Source organism: Nocardioides sp., from assembly GCF_030019515.1.
Taxonomy (GTDB): Bacteria; Actinomycetota; Actinomycetes; order Propionibacteriales; family Nocardioidaceae; genus Nocardioides.
The window spans coordinates 111,422-129,541 of the sequence record NZ_JASEEQ010000010.1; the positions used below are offsets into that span (position 1 = coordinate 111,422).

The 18,120-nt window shown below is 72.7% G+C and carries 22 protein-coding genes; 15 read left to right on the forward strand and 7 right to left on the reverse strand.

The genetic code is table 11. The annotated features are described in order from the left end of the window. Positions 1 to 130 precede the first annotated feature (130 nt). Positions 131 to 697 carry a carboxypeptidase-like regulatory domain-containing protein gene (locus QMC84_RS15000; protein WP_300375943.1) on the reverse strand — a complete coding sequence of 189 codons (567 nt, stop codon included), beginning with the start codon at positions 695 to 697 and terminating at the stop codon, positions 131 to 133. 150 nt (positions 698 to 847) lie between these two features. On the opposite strand from QMC84_RS15000, the gene QMC84_RS15005 reads away from it, so the two are divergent. Continuing rightward, positions 848 to 1,126, forward strand: coding sequence for an SPW repeat protein (locus QMC84_RS15005; protein WP_300375945.1), 279 nt, complete (start codon positions 848 to 850; stop codon positions 1,124 to 1,126). Between the two features lie 91 nt (positions 1,127 to 1,217). After that, complete coding sequence (locus QMC84_RS15010) at positions 1,218 to 1,787, forward strand: TetR/AcrR family transcriptional regulator (protein ID WP_300375947.1); 570 nt, start codon at positions 1,218 to 1,220, stop codon at positions 1,785 to 1,787. A gap of 223 nt (positions 1,788 to 2,010) precedes the next feature. Here QMC84_RS15010 and QMC84_RS15015 read toward each other — a convergent pair whose 3' ends face one another. Beyond that, a complete protein-coding gene (locus tag QMC84_RS15015) occupies positions 2,011 to 3,273 on the reverse strand; it encodes a GNAT family N-acetyltransferase (protein WP_300375949.1) in 1,263 nt (420 codons plus the stop codon). 58 nt (positions 3,274 to 3,331) lie between these two features. Between QMC84_RS15015 and QMC84_RS15020 the strand changes: the two genes are divergently transcribed. After that, positions 3,332 to 4,438: a crosslink repair DNA glycosylase YcaQ family protein gene (locus tag QMC84_RS15020; RefSeq protein ID WP_300375951.1), complete on the forward strand. Its 1,107-nt coding sequence runs from the start codon at positions 3,332 to 3,334 to the stop codon at positions 4,436 to 4,438. A gap of 12 nt (positions 4,439 to 4,450) precedes the next feature. Here QMC84_RS15020 and QMC84_RS15025 read toward each other — a convergent pair whose 3' ends face one another. Continuing rightward, entirely contained in the window at positions 4,451 to 4,834 is a 384-nt protein-coding gene (locus tag QMC84_RS15025; protein ID WP_300375953.1) for a RidA family protein, read from the reverse strand. A gap of 247 nt (positions 4,835 to 5,081) precedes the next feature. On the opposite strand from QMC84_RS15025, the gene QMC84_RS15030 reads away from it, so the two are divergent. The 12 genes from QMC84_RS15030 (at position 5,082) to QMC84_RS15085 (ending at position 14,552) form a co-directional block, all read left to right on the forward strand. Beyond that, entirely contained in the window at positions 5,082 to 5,681 is a 600-nt protein-coding gene (locus tag QMC84_RS15030; protein ID WP_300375955.1) for a hypothetical protein, read from the forward strand. 321 nt (positions 5,682 to 6,002) lie between these two features. Then, the gene (locus QMC84_RS15035) at positions 6,003 to 7,163 is read left to right on the forward strand and encodes a methyltransferase domain-containing protein (RefSeq protein ID WP_300375957.1); all 1,161 of its coding nucleotides are present in this window, start codon (positions 6,003 to 6,005) and stop codon (positions 7,161 to 7,163) included. Positions 7,164 to 7,192: 29 nt separating this feature from the next. Beyond that, on the forward strand, positions 7,193 to 7,387 hold the full coding sequence (locus tag QMC84_RS15040) for a DUF3046 domain-containing protein (RefSeq protein WP_300375959.1): 195 nt from the start codon (positions 7,193 to 7,195) through the stop codon (positions 7,385 to 7,387). Positions 7,388 to 7,405: 18 nt separating this feature from the next. Further along, positions 7,406 to 8,707 (forward strand): MFS transporter, encoded by a 1,302-nt coding sequence (locus QMC84_RS15045; RefSeq protein WP_300375961.1) that lies wholly within the window; start codon positions 7,406 to 7,408, stop codon positions 8,705 to 8,707. Continuing rightward, the gene (locus tag QMC84_RS15050) at positions 8,704 to 9,498 is read left to right on the forward strand and encodes an S-methyl-5'-thioadenosine phosphorylase (protein WP_300375963.1); all 795 of its coding nucleotides are present in this window, start codon (positions 8,704 to 8,706) and stop codon (positions 9,496 to 9,498) included. Before QMC84_RS15045 ends, QMC84_RS15050 begins: the two co-directional genes overlap by 4 nt. A 194-nt stretch (positions 9,499 to 9,692) precedes the next feature. Beyond that, on the forward strand, positions 9,693 to 10,745 hold the full coding sequence (recA, locus tag QMC84_RS15055) for a recombinase RecA (RefSeq protein ID WP_011755788.1): 1,053 nt from the start codon (positions 9,693 to 9,695) through the stop codon (positions 10,743 to 10,745). Next, on the forward strand, positions 10,729 to 11,337 hold the full coding sequence (locus QMC84_RS15060; protein WP_300375967.1) for a regulatory protein RecX: 609 nt from the start codon (positions 10,729 to 10,731) through the stop codon (positions 11,335 to 11,337). Before recA ends, QMC84_RS15060 begins: the two co-directional genes overlap by 17 nt. Next, positions 11,327 to 11,818, forward strand: coding sequence for a phosphoribosyltransferase family protein (locus tag QMC84_RS15065; RefSeq protein WP_300375969.1), 492 nt, complete (start codon positions 11,327 to 11,329; stop codon positions 11,816 to 11,818). The genes QMC84_RS15060 and QMC84_RS15065 overlap by 11 nt, the downstream gene beginning before the upstream one ends. Then, positions 11,815 to 12,519 (forward strand): GNAT family N-acetyltransferase, encoded by a 705-nt coding sequence (locus tag QMC84_RS15070; RefSeq protein WP_300375971.1) that lies wholly within the window; start codon positions 11,815 to 11,817, stop codon positions 12,517 to 12,519. Before QMC84_RS15065 ends, QMC84_RS15070 begins: the two co-directional genes overlap by 4 nt. Positions 12,520 to 12,526: 7 nt before the next feature. Further along, positions 12,527 to 13,387: a polyphosphate kinase 2 family protein gene (locus tag QMC84_RS15075; RefSeq protein ID WP_300375973.1), complete on the forward strand. Its 861-nt coding sequence runs from the start codon at positions 12,527 to 12,529 to the stop codon at positions 13,385 to 13,387. Further along, positions 13,384 to 14,163 (forward strand): HipA family kinase, encoded by a 780-nt coding sequence (locus QMC84_RS15080; protein ID WP_300375975.1) that lies wholly within the window; start codon positions 13,384 to 13,386, stop codon positions 14,161 to 14,163. The genes QMC84_RS15075 and QMC84_RS15080 overlap by 4 nt, the downstream gene beginning before the upstream one ends. Beyond that, a complete protein-coding gene (locus tag QMC84_RS15085; protein ID WP_300375977.1) occupies positions 14,160 to 14,552 on the forward strand; it encodes a DUF3037 domain-containing protein in 393 nt (130 codons plus the stop codon). Before QMC84_RS15080 ends, QMC84_RS15085 begins: the two co-directional genes overlap by 4 nt. Positions 14,553 to 14,583: 31 nt before the next feature. On the opposite strand, the gene QMC84_RS15090 is transcribed toward QMC84_RS15085, so the two are convergent. The 4 genes from QMC84_RS15090 to QMC84_RS15105 all read right to left on the reverse strand — a co-directional run bounded on the left by QMC84_RS15090 (position 14,584) and on the right by QMC84_RS15105 (position 18,089). Then, positions 14,584 to 15,327: a CbiX/SirB N-terminal domain-containing protein gene (locus QMC84_RS15090; RefSeq protein WP_300375979.1), complete on the reverse strand. Its 744-nt coding sequence runs from the start codon at positions 15,325 to 15,327 to the stop codon at positions 14,584 to 14,586. Positions 15,328 to 15,430: 103 nt separating this feature from the next. Beyond that, the gene (locus QMC84_RS15095; RefSeq protein ID WP_300375981.1) at positions 15,431 to 16,177 is read right to left on the reverse strand and encodes a phosphoadenylyl-sulfate reductase; all 747 of its coding nucleotides are present in this window, start codon (positions 16,175 to 16,177) and stop codon (positions 15,431 to 15,433) included. Further along, entirely contained in the window at positions 16,174 to 16,371 is a 198-nt protein-coding gene (locus tag QMC84_RS15100; RefSeq protein WP_300375983.1) for a hypothetical protein, read from the reverse strand. The genes QMC84_RS15095 and QMC84_RS15100 overlap by 4 nt, the downstream gene beginning before the upstream one ends. Beyond that, positions 16,368 to 18,089, reverse strand: a complete 1,722-nt coding sequence (locus QMC84_RS15105; RefSeq protein ID WP_011755798.1) for a nitrite/sulfite reductase — start codon at positions 18,087 to 18,089, stop codon at positions 16,368 to 16,370. Before QMC84_RS15105 ends, QMC84_RS15100 begins: the two co-directional genes overlap by 4 nt. Between the last annotated feature and the right edge of the window lie 31 nt (positions 18,090 to 18,120).

The window sequence follows — 18,120 nt, forward strand, 5'->3', positions numbered from 1 at the left end:
CCCGGCTACCGGGCCGGGAGGGGCAGCTCCGGGGCGGCCGGCTCGCCGGCGTGCGGCATCGGCACGGGTCTGGCCGACATCCCCGGCGCGAATCGCAGCCGATCCGAGTGTTCTGCCGGAGTCGCCGGTGTCAGCGGATTCCCGTGTCGCAGCCGATGTCGACCTTCGAGTAGGCGCCGACTCTGACTTGTGCGTGCGCCGGGTCGCACGACATGCCGGCGTCAGCGGTCACGACGTAGGCGCCGGGTGCCACGGCGATTCGGTAGGTGCCATCCGTTTCGGTGGTCGTGCGCGCGACCACGTTGTCGCCGGAACTGGAGTCACCGGGGAACTCCGTGGTCACCGTGATCCTCGCGCCGGCCGCCGGCTTGTCGGCGCACTGGTCGTCCTCGGTCTGGACAGGGCACTGCGGCCCGAGGTGGACCAGGCCGGCGATCCCCGAGTCGTCGCGGCTCGCGCCCGAGCTGCCCTGGTCGCCGCAACCGGCGAGAAACGAGACGGCCACCGCCAGGGTGAGCAGTCCACGTACGCGCATGTTGGTGAGACGTTCGAGCCCGTACCGGCGTTCCACGATTCCAGAGGTGCCCGTGACGGCAGCGCCGGCGTACTCGCCCGGCTCCCGGTCCTGGTGCTTGTGCCGAGCCACCTCGGACCACCGGGCGATCGCGGAGGGAGGCTTGACCGGGCGGTCAATCAAGGCGCATCCTGGTGGTGGACGATCCGCCTGAGTAGCGACGGGTCCGAGGGTGAAAGTGAGGAACCACTGATGCAGATGTGGACACGATGGCAAGCCTGGGCGGCGTTCGTGGCTGGCGCCTGCGCAGCGCTGTCACCGCTTTTCATCGAGATGGACGACGCGGCAACCTGGACGATGGTGGTCCTCGGTGTCGTGACGGCGGCGGTCGCGCTGGGGTCGATGGCGATGTCGGAGGACCGGGTGACCGGGTATGCGTTGGTGCTCATGGGTGTGCTGTTCGTCGGGTCCCCTTGGGTGATGGACCTCGCCAGCACCGACAACGACATGGCCGTGACGGCGTGGATCGTCGGTGCGGTCACGGTGGTGGCCGGGCTGTTGAGCCTGCCCGGGATCGAGCAGAGGATGCACCACAGGCTGATCCCGCACTAGGGGCGGCTCAGGTCAACGGCGGCGGGCAGGCCGTCGATCGCGGCCTGCCCGTCCCCTCGTCCTGTCCGTCCGCCGACCTTCCGGAGTACTGATGGCAGCTGATGACCGCCGCACCCGCATCCTCGACGCGGCCGAGGAGCTCTTCGCCGAGGACGGCTTCGACGCGACGCCGACTGCCCGCGTGGCCGATGCCGCCAAGGTGCCCAAGGGACTGGTCTTCTACTACTTCCCACGCAAGATCGACCTGCTGCTGACGCTGTTGCAGGAGCGGCTTCCGGTGCCGACGACGGAGGTGGTCACAGGTGTCGTACGGCGTGGTGATCCCGCCGGGTCGCTGGTGGCCCTGCATCGCAGGATCGGGCTGGACAACCACGACTCGCTGGTGTTGCGGACGATCATCTTCCGCGAGAGCGGCACCCATCCGCAGGTGCGTGACCACCTTCGTCGCTTACGGCATTCGCTTGTCGAGCTCACCGAGTCCGCGCTGGACCAAGCCGTCGAGTGGACGTTGGCGAACACCCTCCGCCGCCAGGCCGCGGAGACGTTCGTCTCCGTGATGCTCGACCACGCCAACGCGCGCAGGGCGGGTGGGGTGCCGCCGGACGTGCAGGGCGCGGCGGCCGTCGTGGCGTTGGCGCTGAAGGCGCCCAAGCTCGCGTGAGCACGGCACGTGCGGGCGGGCGGCTGGCACTGGAGCGTCGGCCAGAAGCCCTGGTGCCGACCTCGACCCGCTGCTTGACGGCGCGACCGAGGTCGACCAGCGCGCCGTCGTCGCCGATCAGGCCGCGGTCGCGCATCCCGTATCTCCCCGCAGTGCGACTGCGAAGTTCGGACGCATCCACCGAGTGGCCGAGTCCCCGCGCGTCGGCACGGTCATCGCCCGCTCAGAACCCCACCGCCGCGGTCGGCGCGAGATCGGTCCGCATGGCCCGCCACAGCTCTCGCACCGCGCCGGGCCGCTGCTCCTGCACCAGGCCCGCCCGGTGCCGGGCGAGCAGGTTCGCGCCGCCGAGGTACGCCGCCCCCAGCGCCGCGACGTCCAGGCGCAGGTCCGGGTCCCCGGCGGTCCGCTCCACCGCCGCCTCGCCCGCAGCAGCCGCCCGGATCCGCCACACCCCGTCGTTCCAGGGCGCCGCGGTGTCCGTGACCTCGACCACGACATCGCACGGTGCGCTCCACGCCCGGGCCTGCAGCGCGGCCGGCAGGTCGACCAGCCGCACCCACAGGCCGTCGTAGGTCTCCACCTCGGAGGCGGCGCGCGGGCCGCCGAGCCAGGAAAGCAGCGGGTCGTCCGCGCCGACGGAGCCGACCTTCACGGTCGCGATCAGGTCCAGGTCGACCAGCCGCCGCAGCAGCGCGAGGCGGGCCGCCGGCTCGCCGACGACCGTCCAGACCTCCGCCTCGCCGGCCGGCCGCGCCTTCTCCCACTTCTCGGTGCGCCGGAACGCAGCGAACCCGACGTCCACGCCGTCGCGCCGCGCGAACAGCACCCGCCACGGCTCCTTGCCGCGCAGGTGCTCGGGCAGCTGCAGGCACACCCGGTGGTAGTAGCCGAGCTCGCCGACGACCGTACCCAGCTCGGCGTGGGCGAGATGGCAGGCCCGCAGCCGCGCCGGTACGTCGGGCTCCGACGCCGCGACCATCCGGGTGGTGATCGCGGCCGCGGCGTTCTCGAGATGGGGCGCGGACAGCGCCGTACCCCGCCCGAGCCGCACCTCGAGCTCCAACGACGCCAGGCCGTAGCCGTGCCGCCCGTAGATCGCCGGCTCGCTGGCGTGCAGGGCCGAGAGGTGCAGGCCGTCCGCGCGGACCTGCTCGAAGTGGTGGCGCAGCATCGCGGTCAGGACGCCCCGGCGCCGGTGGTCGGGGTGCACCCCCACCCAGCTCAGCCCCGCGCACGGCGCCTGCCGTGCGCCCGCCTCGGGGCCGGGGATCGACAAGGACAGGGGGAACACGCCGTAGATCCCTGGGTAGGTCGCCGGGTCCGCGTCGTCCAGCTCGGCGGCGAAGCGCTGGTCGGCCGGGAGCCCGGTCAGCTGCACCTCCGTCGGCGCGCTCGGTACCTCCGCGAACCAGACGGTGTGGTCGCTGGCGAGGTACCGCTCGGCGTCGGTGGCGCGATCTACCTTGATCGGGTCGGAGCTCATGTCCCCAGCAAACCCTCGGCACGGTGGCAGGAACAACCGGTTTGACTACCCTCGTGCCGTGACCGGGCCGCACCAGCTCTCCCAGGCGGACGCGCGCCGGATCGCCGTCCGCGCGCAGCTGCTGGACGCCGAGCGGCCGGCCGGCCTGGCGTCGGTGCTGCGGCACCTGACCGTGCTGCAGCACGACCCGATCAGTGCCGTCGCGCCGAGCGCGGACCTGGTGCTGTGGAGCCGGCTCGGGTCGGCGTACGACGTCGGCGAGCTGCGCGACGCCGTCGACGAGCAGCGGGTCATCGACCTGCACGGGCTGCTGCGTCCGGCCGAGGACATCGCGCTGTTCCGCGACGAGATGGCCCACTGGCCGGGCACCGGCGAGCTCCGGGACTGGCAGGTTCAGCGGGTCGCGTGGGTCGAGGCGAACCAGGCCTGCCGGCTCGACCTGCTCGAGCGGCTGCGTGCGGACGGCCCGCTGCCGATCCGGGAGCTGCCCGACACCTGCGAGGTGCCGTGGGGGAGCAGCGGCTGGACGAACAACAAGAACGTCCAGCGGATGCTGGGGTTCATGGTGCAGCGCGGTGAGGTCGCGACCGCCGGTGGCTGGGGCAAGGACCGGCTCTGGGACCTTGCCGAGCGGGTGTACCCCGACGACCCCGCACCGCCGGCCGCGGAGGCGAACCTCCAGCAGCGCCGGCGGCGGCTGCGATCGCTGGGGATCGCGCGGGTGCGGGTCGCGGAGGTGCCCGGGGAGCCGTACGACGTCGGTGACGTCGGGGAGCCGGCCGTCGTCGAGGGCGTGAAGGGGGAGTGGCGGGTCGACCCGCACTACCTCGACGGGACGCCGTTCGCCGGGCGGGCCGCGCTCCTCTCGCCGTTCGACCGTCTCGTCGCCGACCGCAAGCGGCTGGCGGAGCTGTTCGACTACGAGTACCTGCTGGAGATGTACAAGCCCGCGGCCAAGCGCCGCTGGGGCTACTACGCGCTGCCGGTCCTGTACGGCGACCGGCTGGTCGGCAAGCTCGACGCCACCGCGGACCGCTCGGCCGGGGTGCTGCGGGTGACGGCGCTCCACGAGGACGAGCCGCTCACCTCTCGGATGCGCGCGGCGGTCGACGCCGAGATCGCGGACCTGGCGCGGTGGCTGGGCCTCGAGGTCGAGCGGGACTGAGGTCGGGCGGAACTAGGAGTCGAGCACGGCGTCCAGCTCGACCTCGACCTTCCACCGCGGGTCGAGCAGCCCGGCCACCACGACCATGGTCGAGGCGGGCCGCACGTCGCCGAACACCTCGCCGTGCACGGCGCCGATCGCGTCCCCGTCCGCGGCGGAGACGACGTACTGCCGGGTCCGCACCACGTCGGCGACCGACCCGCCGAGCTCGATGAGGGCGGTCAGGCAGATCTCCCAGCACCGGCGCGCCTGCACCGCCGGGTCGGGGTCGACGGTGCCGTCCGGCCACACCGGCGCGGTGCCGCTGACCGCGACGATCGAGCCGACGCGGACCGCGCGGCTGAAGCCGATGGCGGACTCGAAGGGGGACCCGGAGCGGGCCGAGGTGCGGGTCATGACCGCAGCCTAGAAGGGATCCGCGGCGGCGTGGTGAGGACGTCCGGCTGCTCAGCGCAAGCACAGCCCCCACGGCTCGGCGTCGATCCACCGTCTGGGCAGGTCGATTTCGGGACGCATGGTTGGTCTAGCCCACTGCCTCGACAGTCATCTGACGCGGGACCTCCGGAACCTGGTGCCGTTGTCGGAGCGGAAGATCGTCCTCGCGCCTGACCCGACCGCGCGCCGACCTGGTGAAGGAAAGCTCGTGACCGTTCGGCGTCCCAGGGTGGTGGCGGCCGTCGCAGTGCTCGCCACCGCCGTGACGTTTGAGGGTTGTGCTGCCCGCACTGGCACCGTCGGCGAAGCTTTCCGACCCGACGGACCGTTGCGCTCGGTCTCAGAGCACGCCTGGGCCATCGGCGTCGACCCAGACACGACGTTCACCGACGGGCTCGAGACCTTGAACTTCGACGCCGACGGCGAAGTGGAACTGCAAAATGTCCGTCTGCTGGGCGACTCCGGGTTGGAGTTGGTTGGAGTCAGTCTTGCTGACCCCGAGCGCACCATCGGATCCGTGCAGTACATGGAGACCTATCCACCGCGGCACCGCGACCTGAAGGGGCACATCGTCGATGATGGCCTTGGCACTCCCCTCGCGGCGAGGACGCCGAATGACATCGGCTGGGAGCTGCTTCTCGGGATTCGTGCCACCGAGCCAGGGCGGCATGTCCGGACGGGCATCGAAGTGACCTACACCCATGACGGCCACACCTTCCGCGAGACCTTGCCGGCGTTGTTGGCGGTGTGCGTTGGGCGCAGTATCGGGTTCCGGGATTGCGACCTGCCTGACCTGTCGATCGACTGATCTGGTCACCACACGAACCGCTGCGCGACGATCCACCGACTCGCCCTGGATGTAGGCAGTCTCAACGCGACACCTTCTCCGAGTCGTGGCGGTCCGCTGCGCGAGGGCCACCCGCACCGGCGTGGTCGTGCCGACAGGGCCGCGGCCGGTAGCCGCCCGAGGAAACAGAGCTGACCACCGCGCCCCCGCGGTCGGTCACCATGACATGGTCGCCGGGCTCGGTGCTCGCCAGCCGCAGGCTCCACAGCTCGGGGCGCCATCTTCGCGGAGCCTGGCCGGATCCCGCGCGCGGGTGTGGGACCTGGCTGGTTGGATGGCGCCATGAGCAGTGACACGTCCCGGGGCGGCGCGATCGTCCCGGATACCAAGGACTGGACCTGGGTCCTCGAGCGGCCCTGCCCCGAGTGCGGCTTCGAGGCGTCCCGGGTCACCGTCGACCGGCTCGCCGAGGTCGTGCGTGACAACGCCACGACCTGGGAGGCGGTGCTGACCCTCGCGGACGCCACCGACCGCCCGGAGCCGGCGACGTGGTCGGCGCTCGAGTACGCCTGCCACGTCCGCGACGTGCACCGCCTCTTCGACGCCCGGATCGGGCTGATGCTCGACGAGACCGACCCGCGGTTCGCCAACTGGGACCAGGACGAGACCGCGATCGCCGAGCGGTACGCCGAGCAGGACCCGGCCACCGTCGCCACCGACCTCCTCGACGCGGCGGCGGTCGTCGCGGCCCGCTACGAGGCGGTGCCGCCGGACGCCTGGGGTCGCCGCGGCCTGCGCGGCGACGACAGCGAGTTCACGGTCGAGAGCCTGGGCCGCTACCACCTCCACGACATCGTCCACCACGCCTGGGACGTGCGGGCGCTCGCCGCCCGGGCCACCGTCGTGGCCTACGACGCCCATGCCGCCGCCTACCGGGACGGGACGAACGACGTCTCGGCGGAGACCGCCGCGCAGGTCGCCGACCTCGTGGTCGCGCTCGGCCCGGGCGCTCGCGTGCTCGAGATCGGCAGCGGCGGCGGACGCGACGCGGCGGTCCTCGAGCAGGCGGGCCTGTCCGTGCGCCGCACGGACATCACCCCGGCCTTCGTCGACCTGCTGCGCGAGGCCGGCCACGAGGCCGACCTGCTGGACCCGCTCGTGGACGACCTGACCGACCCGCGTGCTCCGGGCACGCCGTACGACGGCGTCTGGGCGAGCGCCAGCCTGCTCCACGTCGACCGGACCGACCTGCCGACGGTGCTGCGCCGCCTGGCCGGGGCCACGCGTCCGGGAGGCGCACTCCTGCTGTGGCTGAAGGAGGGCGACGGCGAGGCCTGGTCCACACACGGCTTCGTCGGCGCGCCCCGCCACTTCGTCTACTGGCGGGAGGCCCCGCTGCGGGCCGCGTTGGAGGGCGCGGGCTGGACCGTCGACCGGGTCGAGCACGTCGTGAGCAGCCGCACCGGCGAGCCGTGGCTGGACGTGCGGGCGACGCGTGCGTGAGGCGACGGTGAGGCGACGGTGAGGAACCCATGAGACACACCGAGTTCTGGTCCCGGATGGACGACGCCCTGGGGCCGGCGTACGCCCGCTCCTGGGCGGAGATGTACGTGCTGGCCGAGCTCGACGGCCGGACCGCCTCGCAGGCGCTCGCCGCCGGGGTGCCGCCCAAACGGGTGTGGGGCGCGGTCTGGGCCGCGCTCGGGCTGCCGGCGAGCAAGCGGTGAGCGCCCGGTGAGCGCCCGGTGAGCGTGGACTCCCTGCCCGACGTCGCGGCGGTGCAGCGGCGCACGATGCGCACCCTCGTCGCCGCGCAGGCGGTCGGCGCGATCGGCATCACGATCGGCATCGCGACCGCGTCGCTGCTGGCCCGGGACATCTCCGGGTCGGAGAGCCAGGCCGGCCTCGCGCAGACCTTCCAGGTGCTCGGCGCCGCGATCGCGGCGTACCTGCTCGCGCGGCTGATGTCGGTGCGCGGCCGGCGGGTCGGCCTGGTGACCGGCTACCTCCTGGGCGCGGCCGGTGCCGTGCTCGCCGTGCTGGCCGGCGTGCTCGACTCGATGCTGGTGCTGCTGATCGGCGCGGTGCTGCTCGGCTCGACGACCGCGGCGAACAGCAGCGCCCGGTACGCCGCGACCGACCTCGCCGAGGACGCCCACAAGGGCCGGGCGCTCTCCACGGTGGTGTGGGCGACGACCATCGGCGCGGTCGCCGGCCCGAACCTGACCGGGCCGGCGGGTGCGCTGGCCGGCTGGCTCGGCATCCCCGAGCTCACGGGCCCGTTCGCCCTCGGCAGCCTGGGCATGCTCGGTGCCGCCCTCCTCACGTTCCTGCTGCTGCGCCCCGACCCGTTGCTGCTGGCCCGCGAGGTGGCCGGCGCCCCGGCCACGCCACCCGACGGCGGGACCGGCTGGCGGCGCGCCGTCGCCGCGACCCGGGAGCGTCCGGTGATCGCGTTCGCGGTCCTGGCCATGGCCTGCTCCCACGCCGCGATGGTCGCGGTGATGGTGATGACCCCGCTGCACATGGAGCACGGGCACGCCGAGCTGCGGGTGATCGGCATCGTGATCAGCGTGCACGTGCTCGGCATGTTCGCGTTCTCGCCGCTGGTCGGCATGCTCGCCGACCGCACCGGCCGGCCGGCGGTCCTCGTCGAGGGCGCGGGGCTGCTGCTCGCGGCACTGGTGCTCGCCGCGCGTGCGCCGGAGGGCAGCTCCTGGGAGATCTTCGCCGCGCTCTTCCTGCTCGGGCTGGGGTGGTCGTTCGCGACCGTCGCCGCCTCGACACTGATCGCGCAGCACGCGCCGCTCGACGCGCGCACCGACGTCCAGGGCGCGGCCGACCTCGTGATGGGCCTGACCGCGGCCGGTGCCGGTGGCCTCGCCGGGGTGGTGGTCGGCGCCTGGGGCTACCCGGAGCTGGCCATCTCGGCGATCGGCCTGGTGGCGCTGGTGGCCGTCGGTGGCCTGGGCGCCCGCGCGACCACCCGGGCCGCCACCGGGGACGCCGCTCGGGACGGCACGCGGACTGGCAGGGTGGGACCGTGACGACCGCGGACGTCGCCGTGATCGGCGGCACCGGCTTCTACTCCTTCCTCGGCGCCGCCGGGGAGGAGGTCGAGGAGCACGTCGTGGACACGCCGTACGGTGCGCCCTCGGCCCCGGTCTCGGTCGGCACCGTCGCCGACCGCCGGGTGGCGTTCCTGCCCCGGCACGGCCGGCACCACGAGTACCCACCCCACCGGATCCCCTACCGCGCCAACCTCTGGGCGCTGCGCTCGCTCGGTGTGCGCCAGGTGCTGGCGCCGTGCGCGGTGGGCGGCCTGAGCCCGGAGGTGGCGCCCGGGGACGTCGTGGTGCCCGACCAGCTGGTCGACCGCACCCAGGGGCGGGTGTCGAGCTATGTCGAGACCGGTGCGGTGCACCTGCCGTTCGCCGACCCGTACTGCCCGGGGGTCTCGGCCGCGCTGCTGGCCGCGGCGCCCGACGCCCGCGTCGGGGGAGCGATGGTGGTGATCGAGGGGCCGCGCTTCTCCACCCGAGCCGAGTCGCGCCACTACGCCGCGCAGGGCTGGGCGCTGGTCAACATGACCGGGGCACCCGAGGCGGCGCTCGCCCGCGAGCTGCGGCTGCGCTACGCCACGATCGCGCTGGTCACGGACATGGACGCCGGCGCCGAGAGCGGGGCGGGGGTCAGCCAGGAGGAGGTGTTCGCGCTGTTCCGCGCGAACCTCGGCCGGCTCGAGGGGGTCCTGACCCGGGCGGTCGCCGGGCTGCCGGACCCCGAGGGCTGCACGTGCTCGTCGTGGGCCGACGGCATCGATCTGACCTACCTCTGAGGAGAGCGGAGGTCCGGACGACACGCCGCCCCTCCTGCCGACGTCGAACAGGTGTTCGGGCTAGGTTGGGTCCACAGGTACGACGCGGAGCGAGGTCGTCCACAGCTTCGGCGGTGCTGATCAGGGCACTGTCGGTGGCTCGCTCTAGCGTCGCCGATGTGCCTGGACCACGACGAGAGAAGAGGAAGCAGCAGATGGCTGGAGGAGACCGCGAGAAGGCCCTGGACGCCGCACTCGCCAACATCGAGAAGCAGTTCGGCAAGGGCTCGGTCATGCGCCTCGGTGACGAGGTCCGGGCCCCGCTCGAGATCATCCCGAGCGGCTCGATCGCCCTCGACGTCGCACTCGGCCTGGGCGGCTTCCCGCGCGGTCGCGTCGTGGAGATCTACGGCCCGGAGTCCTCGGGCAAGACGACCGTCGCCCTGCACGCGGTGGCCAACGCCCAGCGCGCCGGCGGCATCGTGGCGTTCATCGACGCCGAGCACGCCCTCGACCCCGACTACGCGAAGAACCTCGGCGTCGACACCGACGCGCTGCTGGTCTCCCAGCCCGACTCCGGTGAGCAGGCGCTCGAGATCGCGGACATGCTGATCCGTTCCGGTGCGCTCGACCTGATCGTGATCGACTCGGTCGCCGCGCTGGTGCCCCGGGCCGAGATCGAGGGCGAGATGGGCGACAGTCACGTCGGCCTCCAGGCCCGCCTGATGAGCCAGGCGCTGCGGAAGATGACCGGTGCGCTCAACAACTCCAAGACCACGATGATCTTCATCAACCAGCTGCGCGAGAAGATCGGCGTGATGTTCGGCTCGCCCGAGACCACCACCGGCGGCAAGGCACTGAAGTTCTACGCCTCGGTCCGCCTCGACGTGCGCCGCATCGAGACGCTCAAGGACGGCACCGACATGGTCGGCAACCGGACCCGCGTCAAGGTCGTGAAGAACAAGGTGGCCCCGCCGTTCAAGCAGGCCGAGTTCGACATCATGTACGGCAAGGGCATCAGCCGCGAGGGTGGCCTGATCGACGTCGGCGTCGAGGCGGGCCTGGTTCGCAAGGCCGGCGCCTGGTACACCTACGAGGGCGACCAGCTCGGCCAGGGCAAGGAGAACGCTCGCGCCTTCCTGCGCGACAACCCCGACCTGGCCAACGAGCTCGAGAAGAAGATCCTCGAGAAGCTCGGCGTCGGGCCGACCGTCGACCAGGACGTGGCCGAGCTGCCGGCGGAGCCGATCGGTGTCGGCGACTTCTGAGTCCCGACAGCCGCCGCCCTGGCTCGGTGATGTCGCGGCCGGGGTCGACGCGTGGACCCAACGTGCGTCGGCCCCGCCCGACCCGGTTGCCGACGGGCCCGACGCCGACCCCGAGGCGGTGGCCCGCAAGATCCTGCTCGACCAGCTCACCGGGCAGGCCCGCAGCCGCAAGGAGCTGAGCGACAAGCTCGCCTCGCGCAACGTGCCCGACGAGGTCGCCACCCGGCTCCTCGACCGGTTCGAGGAGGTCGGCCTGGTCGACGACCGCGCCTTCGCCCGGGCCTGGGTGCAGTCCCGTCAGCCCAACAAGGGCCTCGCCCGACGGGCCCTGGCCCAGGAGCTGCGCCGCAAGGGCGTCGCCGACGAGGTGGCGCGCGAGGCTCTCGACGAGGTGGACCCGGCCGACGAGGAGGCGGCCGCCCGGGCCCTGGTGCGCAAGAAGCTGCGCTCCCTGGCCCGGGTCGACGAGACAACCGCGACCCGGCGGCTCGTGGGCCTGTTGGCCCGCAAGGGCTACGGATCCGGCCTGGCGTTCGCGGTAGTGCGCGACGAGCTGGCCTCGGCTGGGCAAGAATGCCCAGGTGGCGAGTGAGCGCGAGGTCCTGACGTACGAGCTGTTCGGCATCGCGGTGCGAGAGCTGGCCCAGCAGGTCGTCGACTCCGGCTACGAGCCCGACCTGGTGCTCTCGATCGCCCGCGGCGGTCTCGGCCTCGGGATGGGGCTGGGCTACGCGCTGGACGTGAAGAACCTCTCCGCGATCAACGTCGAGTTCTACACCGGGGTGGACGAGCGGCTGGAGCTCCCCGTGGTGCTGCCGCCGACCCCCGACGCCGTCGACCTGGCGGGTCTCAGGGTGCTGATCGCCGACGACGTCGCCGACACCGGCCGGACGTTGGAGATCGTCCGCGACTTCTGCGCGGACCACGTCGCCGAGGCGCGGATCGCGGTGATCTACGAGAAGCCCTGGACGCTCGTGCGCCCCGACTACGCCTGGCGCCGCACCGAGTCGTGGATCGACTTCCCGTGGTCGGCCGAGCCACCGCTGACCCGGCGCCCGGCAGGTGCCTCGTGAACGGCCACCGGGTGGTCGTCCACGACCGCGGCCGCGACCTCACCGGTGTCGTGCACGAGGGCGAGGCCTGGGCGGCCGCCGCCCGGCGTACCGTCGCGAGTCTGCACGCCGACCCGGTGCCGGTGGACCTCTCGGGTGAGGTGAAGCAGTTCGCCGTCGACCACGACAACCGGATCGCGGTGCGGGCGATGACCCGTGGCGACCTGCCGGACGTCACGCGCTGGCGGCAGAGCGAGCACATCCGCCGCTGGTGGGCCGCCGAGGGCGAACCGACCCAGGAGCGGATCGAGGCGCGCTACGGCCCGTGCATCGACGGGATGCGACCGACCCGGATGTGGGTGGCCGAGGTCAACGGCCGATCGGTGGGCTTCGTCCAGGACTACCGGGTCGGCGACTACCCGGACTACGCCATGCTCGGTCCCGACCCGGACGCGGTCGGTGTCGACTACGCGCTGTGCGAGGAGTGGAGCGGCCGCGGCCTCGGTGCCCGGGTGCTCTGGGCGTGGATGGCCCGCGCCCGGCAGCGCTTCCCCGCGGCGACGACATACTTCGCGGCGCCCGACCACCGCAATGCCGCGTCGCTGCGGATGCTCGCCAAGGCCGGGTTCACCGAGGGCGTGTGGTTCGACGAGCCGAAGGAGGACGGGTCGGTCGACACCGTCGTGGGCTGCAGCCTCGACGTGCCGCGGGTACTGGGATGATGGCGCGATGACCGCGCACGCTCCGCTCATCCCGCCCGGGCCCGTCGACCTCGCCGCGCTCCGCACCGACCGCACGGCCGGGGTCGAGGGCGGCAAGGAGGCCGGCAAGCAGGCCCTGGCCGACCTGGGGCCGGAGCTCTCCGACCTCCAGGAGCGGCTCTTCGCCGAGGGCCGCAAGGGCTCCCCGCGCCGGCTGCTCCTGGTCCTGCAGGGCATGGACACCTCCGGCAAGGGCGGCATCCTGCGGCACACCGTCGGCCTGGTCGACCCGCAGGGCGTCCGGATCACCTCGTTCAAGGCACCGACCGAGGAGGAGCGTGCCCACGACTTCCTCTGGCGGATCCGCAAGGCCCTGCCGGGGCCCGGCCTGATCGGCGTCTTCGACCGCTCGCACTACGAGGACGTGCTCGTCCCGCGGGTGCACGGGCTGGTCGACCAGGCGGAGATCGAGCGCCGCTACGAGGCGATCAACGACTTCGAGCGCGGCCTCGTGGCGGAGGGGACCACCGTCCTCAAGTGCCTGCTGCACATCTCGCCCGGGGAGCAGCGCAAGCGCCTGCTCGCCCGGCTCGACCAGCCGTCGAAGCACTGGAAGTACAACCCCCACGACGTCGACGAGCGTGCCCGCTGGGCCGACTACCGCCGCGCCTACGAGGCGGCGATCGAGCACACCGGCACCGAGGTCGCGCCCTGGCACCTCGTGCCGAGCGACGCCAAGTGGTACCGCAACCTCGCGATCGGACAGCTCCTTCTCGAGACCCTGCGCGGGCTCGACCTGCGGTGGCCGACCGCGGACTTCGACGTGGCGGCGGAGCGGGCCCGGCTGCTCCACGAGGACCTCGAGGACCCCCAGGACCAGGCCTCGTGATCCCCACGGTCGCCGTGACCCGCTACGTCACGCCGCTGCGCGAGGGTGGCAGCCTGCCGGGGATCGTCGAGGGCGACGACCTCGGTACGTACGTGTGCAAGTTCCGCGGCGCCGGGCAGGGCGTCCGTGTGCTGGTCGCGGAGGTCATCGTCGGCGAGCTGGCCCGCCGGATCGGGCTGCGCACGCCCCAGCTGGTCGCGCTCGACCTGGACCCCGAGATCGCCCGCTACGAGGCCGATGAGGAGGTCCAGGACCTGCTCAACGCCAGCCCCGGGCTCAACCTCGGCGTGGACTTCCTGCCCGGCGCGTTCGGCTTCGACGGCGAGGTCCCGACCGACGCCGGCGTGGCCGGCAAGGTGCTGTGGCTCGATGCCTTCACCGCCAACGTCGACCGCTCCTGGCGCAACCCGAACCTGCTGGTGTGGCACGGCGACCTGTGGGTGATCGACCACGGCGCCGCGCTGTACTTCCACCACGCCTGGCCCGGCGGCGCGCTGACCAAGGACGGCGCGCCGGCCCGGTTCGCCGCGCAGCCGTGGAGCCCGGACGACCATGTCCTGCTCGCGTTCGCCGGCCAGCTGCCGGCCGCCGACGAGGAGGTCCGGGCCGGGCTCTCGCCCGACGTGTTCGCCGAGGTGCTCGCGGCGGTCCCGGACGCCTGGCTCGAGCCGGTCCCCGGCGCCGAGAGTCCCGACGCGGCCCGTGCGGCGTACGTCGAGTTCCTGTCCGCGCGGCTCGCCGCGCGCCAGTGGCTCCCGGAGGTGGCCGCGCGATGACCGCACCGAGCGCCCGGCTCGCCTACCAGTACGTCGTCCTGCGCTGCGTGCCCCGCGTCGACCGCGAGGAGTTCGTCAACGTGGGCGTGGTGCTCTACTGCCAGGCCACCGACTTCCTCGAGGTCGCCTGGCACGTCGACCGCGAGCGGCTGCGCGCCCTCGACCCCGGCCTCGACCTGGACCAGGTCTGCGACGCGCTGCAGTTCGTCGAAGGGGTCTGCGGCGGGGACGAGCGGGCCGGCGCCGCGGCCAGCGAGCCGCTCGGCCAGCGCTTCGGCTTCCTCAAGGCCCCGCGCAGCACCGTCCTGCAGCCCGGCCCGGTCCACGGTGGGCTGACCCGCGACCCCGCGCGCCAGCTCGAGCACCTGATGGAGAAGCTCGTCGGTTGAGCCGCCCGCGGCCTGCGGGCGGCTCAACCGCTCAGACGGGGACCAGCTCGACCGCACCGACGGCGTAGCGCGCCAGCACGGTGCGTGCCACCTCCGGGTGCGCGCCGAGCGGCTCGGACACGGCGATCGCACCGGCCTCGAGCGCCAGCTCGGCCGCGCGGTTCGGCAGGAAGCCCGGCGCGAGGAAGAGCGAGGCGACCGCGATGTGCCGCCGGCCCTCGGCGCGGAAGGCACGGACCGCCTCGCCGGTGGTCGGGGGAGAGGCCGACGCGAACGCGGCGGTCACCGGCAGCTTGTGGCGCGCGCCCCACACCCGGCCGAGCCGGGCGACGGACTGGTTCGCCAGCGGGTCGCTCGAGCCGGCGGCAGCGAGCACCATGGCGTCGAGCTCTCGCGCCCGGGCGGCGCGCAGCGCCTCGCGCATGCGGACGTCGAGGACCTCGAGGAACTGCGCCTCGAGACCGAGGACCGACGTCGCGCGGATCTGCAGGCCGGGGTGCCGCTCGGTCGCCGCGGCGACGGCGCTCGGCACGTCGACCTTGGCGTGGAACGCCTCCGTGAGCAGCAGCGGGACGACCACGATCTCGTCGAAGCCCGCCTTCACGAGGCGGTCCACGACCGTCGTGAACGACGGCCGGGAGAGATCGAGGAACGCCGGCTCGATGCGCAGGTCCGGGCGCAGCGCCCGGACCTCGTCGACCAGGGCCTTGATCGTTGCGGCAGACCTCGGGTCACGACTGCCGTGAGCGAGAGCCACCAGAGCAGGAGCAGCCATCACGCCGCCTCCTTACATGTGCGTGCGGTTGGTGCGGGATCGTGCGTCTCGGGCACGCCACGGTCGGCCACGCTGTCGGCCGGGCTGGGGTGCGGGACCCGGGTCATGAGTGGATCCCGCACTCGGTCTTGGTGGTGCCGGCCCAGCGGCCGCTGCGTGGGTCCTCGCCGGGAGCCACGCGGCGCGTGCAGGGCCAGCAGCCGATGGACGGGTAGCCGTCGTACGCGAGCGGGTTCACCAGCACGTCGTGGTCGGCGATGTAGCGCTGGATCTCCTCGTCGGTCCAGCGTGCCAGCGGCGAGACCTTGACCTTGCCGCGCTTGGCGTCCCAGCCGATGACCGGGGCGATCACGCGGTGCTGGGTCTCGGCGCGGCGCAGCCCGGTCGCCCACGCGTCGTACCCCTCGAGGGCGTCCGCGAGCGGCTGCACCTTGCGCAGCGCGCAGCACAGGTCGGGGTCGGTCTTGTAGAGGTCCGTGCCGTACGCCGCGTCCTGCTCGGCGACCGCCTGCACCGGGGTGATCGTGATCAGGTTGACCGGCAGCGTCGCCTGGACCGCGTCCCGGGTCCCGATCGTCTCGGCGAAGTGGTAGCCGGTGTCCAGGAAGAGCACGTCGACCCCCGCCGCGACGCGGGAGACCAGGTGCGCGAGGACGGCATCCGCCATCGACGACGTCACGCAGAACCGCTCGCCGAAGGTCGCCACCGCCCACTCGACGATGTCCTCGGCGGGCGCGAGCTCGAGCTCGGCGCCCCAGTGGGACACCAGCTCGCGCAGCTCCTCGGAGGAGCGGCCAGCGGTCTCGATGCCACGGAAGTTGCGAGCCGAGTTCGTGGTCGCCGCGGTCATAACGGCGCTCCCGGCGCAGCGGTCGAGGGGCGGACCAGACCGAGCATCTTCAGGGAGAAGGCGCGCAGGCAGGCGCGGCACTCCCAGGTGCCGTGGGGCGAGTGGACCTCGCCGTTCTCCGAGAGGACCTCGTGTGGGCGCAGGTCCTCCTCCCCGCAGTAGGGGCAGTGGAAGGGCACGGCGCGCTCGCTCATGTCGCCACCGCCTCCAGGGTCTTGTCGCCGCGCAGCAGCTCCTCGTCGGCGCGCTCGACCCAGGCGGCGAACGCCTCGCCGTCGGTGCGGTCGGTGAGGTAGTTGGTGACGACCGAGGTGATGTAGTCGTCGAGCCCGGCGCTGGTGACCTTGTGCGCGCGCAGCTTGCGGCCCAGCCGCTGGGTGAGCCCGATGCCACCGCCCAGGTGCACCTGGAAGCCCTCGACCTGCTCGCCCTCGTGCAGGACGAGCTGGCCCTTGAGCCCGATGTCCGCGACCTGGGTACGCGCGCAGGCATTCGGGCACCCGTTCACGTTGACGGTGATCGGGGTGTCGAGGTCGGGGAAGCGCCGCTCCAGCTCGTCGACCAGGGCGCTGGCCCGATGCTTGGTCTCGACGATCGCCAGCTTGCAGAACTCGATGCCGGTGCAGGCCATCGTGGAGCGCCGCCATGGGGAGGGGCGCGCGGACAGGCCGATCAGCTCCAGGTCGTCGAGCAGCTCGTCGACCCGGGCGCCGTCGACGCCGAGGATCACCAGCTTCTGGTACGCCGTCAGCCGGACCCCGTCCACGCCGTACTTCTCCACCAGGTCGCCGAGCCGGCTCAGCAGGCTGCCGCTCACGCGTCCCACGGTCGCGCTCGCGCCGACGTAGAACCGGCCGTCCTTCTGCTCGTGCACGCCGATGTGGTCGCCGTTGCCGGCCGCGACCTCCGGCGACGCGCAGTCGGGGAGCCGGCGGTGGAGGTACTCGTTCTCGAGCACCTCGCGGAACTTCTCGATGCCCCAGTCCTGGACCAGGAACTTGAGTCGGGCCCGGGACCGGAGGCGCCGGTAGCCGTAGTCCCGGAAGATCGAGATCACGCCCTCCCACACGTCGGCGACCTCGTCGAGCGGGATCCAGACGCCCATCTTGGCGGACAGGAAGGGGTTGGTCGACAGCGAGCCGCCGACCCACAGGTCGAAGCCGGCGCCGAGCTCGGGGTGCACCACGCCGACGAACGCGACGTCGTTGATCTCCGGCGTCGCGTCGAGCGAGGGGTGCCCGGAGACGGAGGTCTTGAACTTGCGGGGGAGGTTGGCGTAGTCGGGGTTGCCCGCGCGCCGACGGCCGATCTCCAACAGGGCCGGGGTCCCGTCGATGATCTCGTCCTTGGCGACGCCGGCGACCGGGGAGCCGAGGAAGCCACGGGGGGAGTCGCCGCAGGCCTCCTCGGTGGTCAGCCCGACGCGGGCGAGGCGGTCCCAGATCTCCGGGACGTCGACGATGTCGATCCAGTGGTACTGGATGTTCTGCCGGTCGGTGATGTCGGCGGTGTCCCGGGCGAAGTCGGTGGAGATCCCGCCGAGCGTCCGCAGCTGCTCGGCGCCGAGCAGTGCCCCGTCGCTGCGCACCCGCATCATGAAGTAGCGGTCGTCGAGCTCGTGCGGCTCGAGGGCTCCGGTCTTGCCGCCGTCGAGCCCGGGGCGACGCTGGGTGTAGATGCCGTACCAGCGGAACCGGCCGCGCAGGTCGGCGGGGTCGATGGAGTCGAACCCGCGCTTGCTGTAGACGTTCACGATCCGGTCGCGCACGTTGAGCGGACTGTCGTCCTTCTTCTGCTGCTCGTTGGCGTTGAGCGGCTCGCGGAGGCCGAGGGCCCACTGGCCCTCGGCCCGCTTGGGACGCGGGATCTCGGTGCTGCTGGCGGGCTGGACGGTGTAGCGCAGATCAGTCATCGGGGCTTCCTGAAGCGACGGTGCGAGCGAC

Coding starts and splice junctions, on each gene's coding strand:
- QMC84_RS15085 (WP_300375977.1), top strand. CDS start 14,160: ATGACCGCACCGAGCGCCCGGCTCGCCTACCAGTACGTCGTCCTGCGC.
- QMC84_RS15105 (WP_011755798.1), bottom strand. CDS start 18,089: ATGACTGATCTGCGCTACACCGTCCAGCCCGCCAGCAGCACCGAGATC.
- QMC84_RS15040 (WP_300375959.1), top strand. CDS start 7,193: ATGAGACACACCGAGTTCTGGTCCCGGATGGACGACGCCCTGGGGCCG.
- QMC84_RS15025 (WP_300375953.1), bottom strand. CDS start 4,834: ATGACCCGCACCTCGGCCCGCTCCGGGTCCCCCTTCGAGTCCGCCATC.
- QMC84_RS15100 (WP_300375983.1), bottom strand. CDS start 16,371: ATGAGCGAGCGCGCCGTGCCCTTCCACTGCCCCTACTGCGGGGAGGAG.
- QMC84_RS15015 (WP_300375949.1), bottom strand. CDS start 3,273: ATGAGCTCCGACCCGATCAAGGTAGATCGCGCCACCGACGCCGAGCGG.
- QMC84_RS15075 (WP_300375973.1), top strand. CDS start 12,527: ATGACCGCGCACGCTCCGCTCATCCCGCCCGGGCCCGTCGACCTCGCC.
- QMC84_RS15010 (WP_300375947.1), top strand. CDS start 1,218: ATGGCAGCTGATGACCGCCGCACCCGCATCCTCGACGCGGCCGAGGAG.
- recA (WP_011755788.1), top strand. CDS start 9,693: ATGGCTGGAGGAGACCGCGAGAAGGCCCTGGACGCCGCACTCGCCAAC.
- QMC84_RS15090 (WP_300375979.1), bottom strand. CDS start 15,327: ATGGCTGCTCCTGCTCTGGTGGCTCTCGCTCACGGCAGTCGTGACCCG.
- QMC84_RS15035 (WP_300375957.1), top strand. CDS start 6,003: ATGAGCAGTGACACGTCCCGGGGCGGCGCGATCGTCCCGGATACCAAG.
- QMC84_RS15095 (WP_300375981.1), bottom strand. CDS start 16,177: ATGACCGCGGCGACCACGAACTCGGCTCGCAACTTCCGTGGCATCGAG.
- QMC84_RS15005 (WP_300375945.1), top strand. CDS start 848: ATGGACGACGCGGCAACCTGGACGATGGTGGTCCTCGGTGTCGTGACG.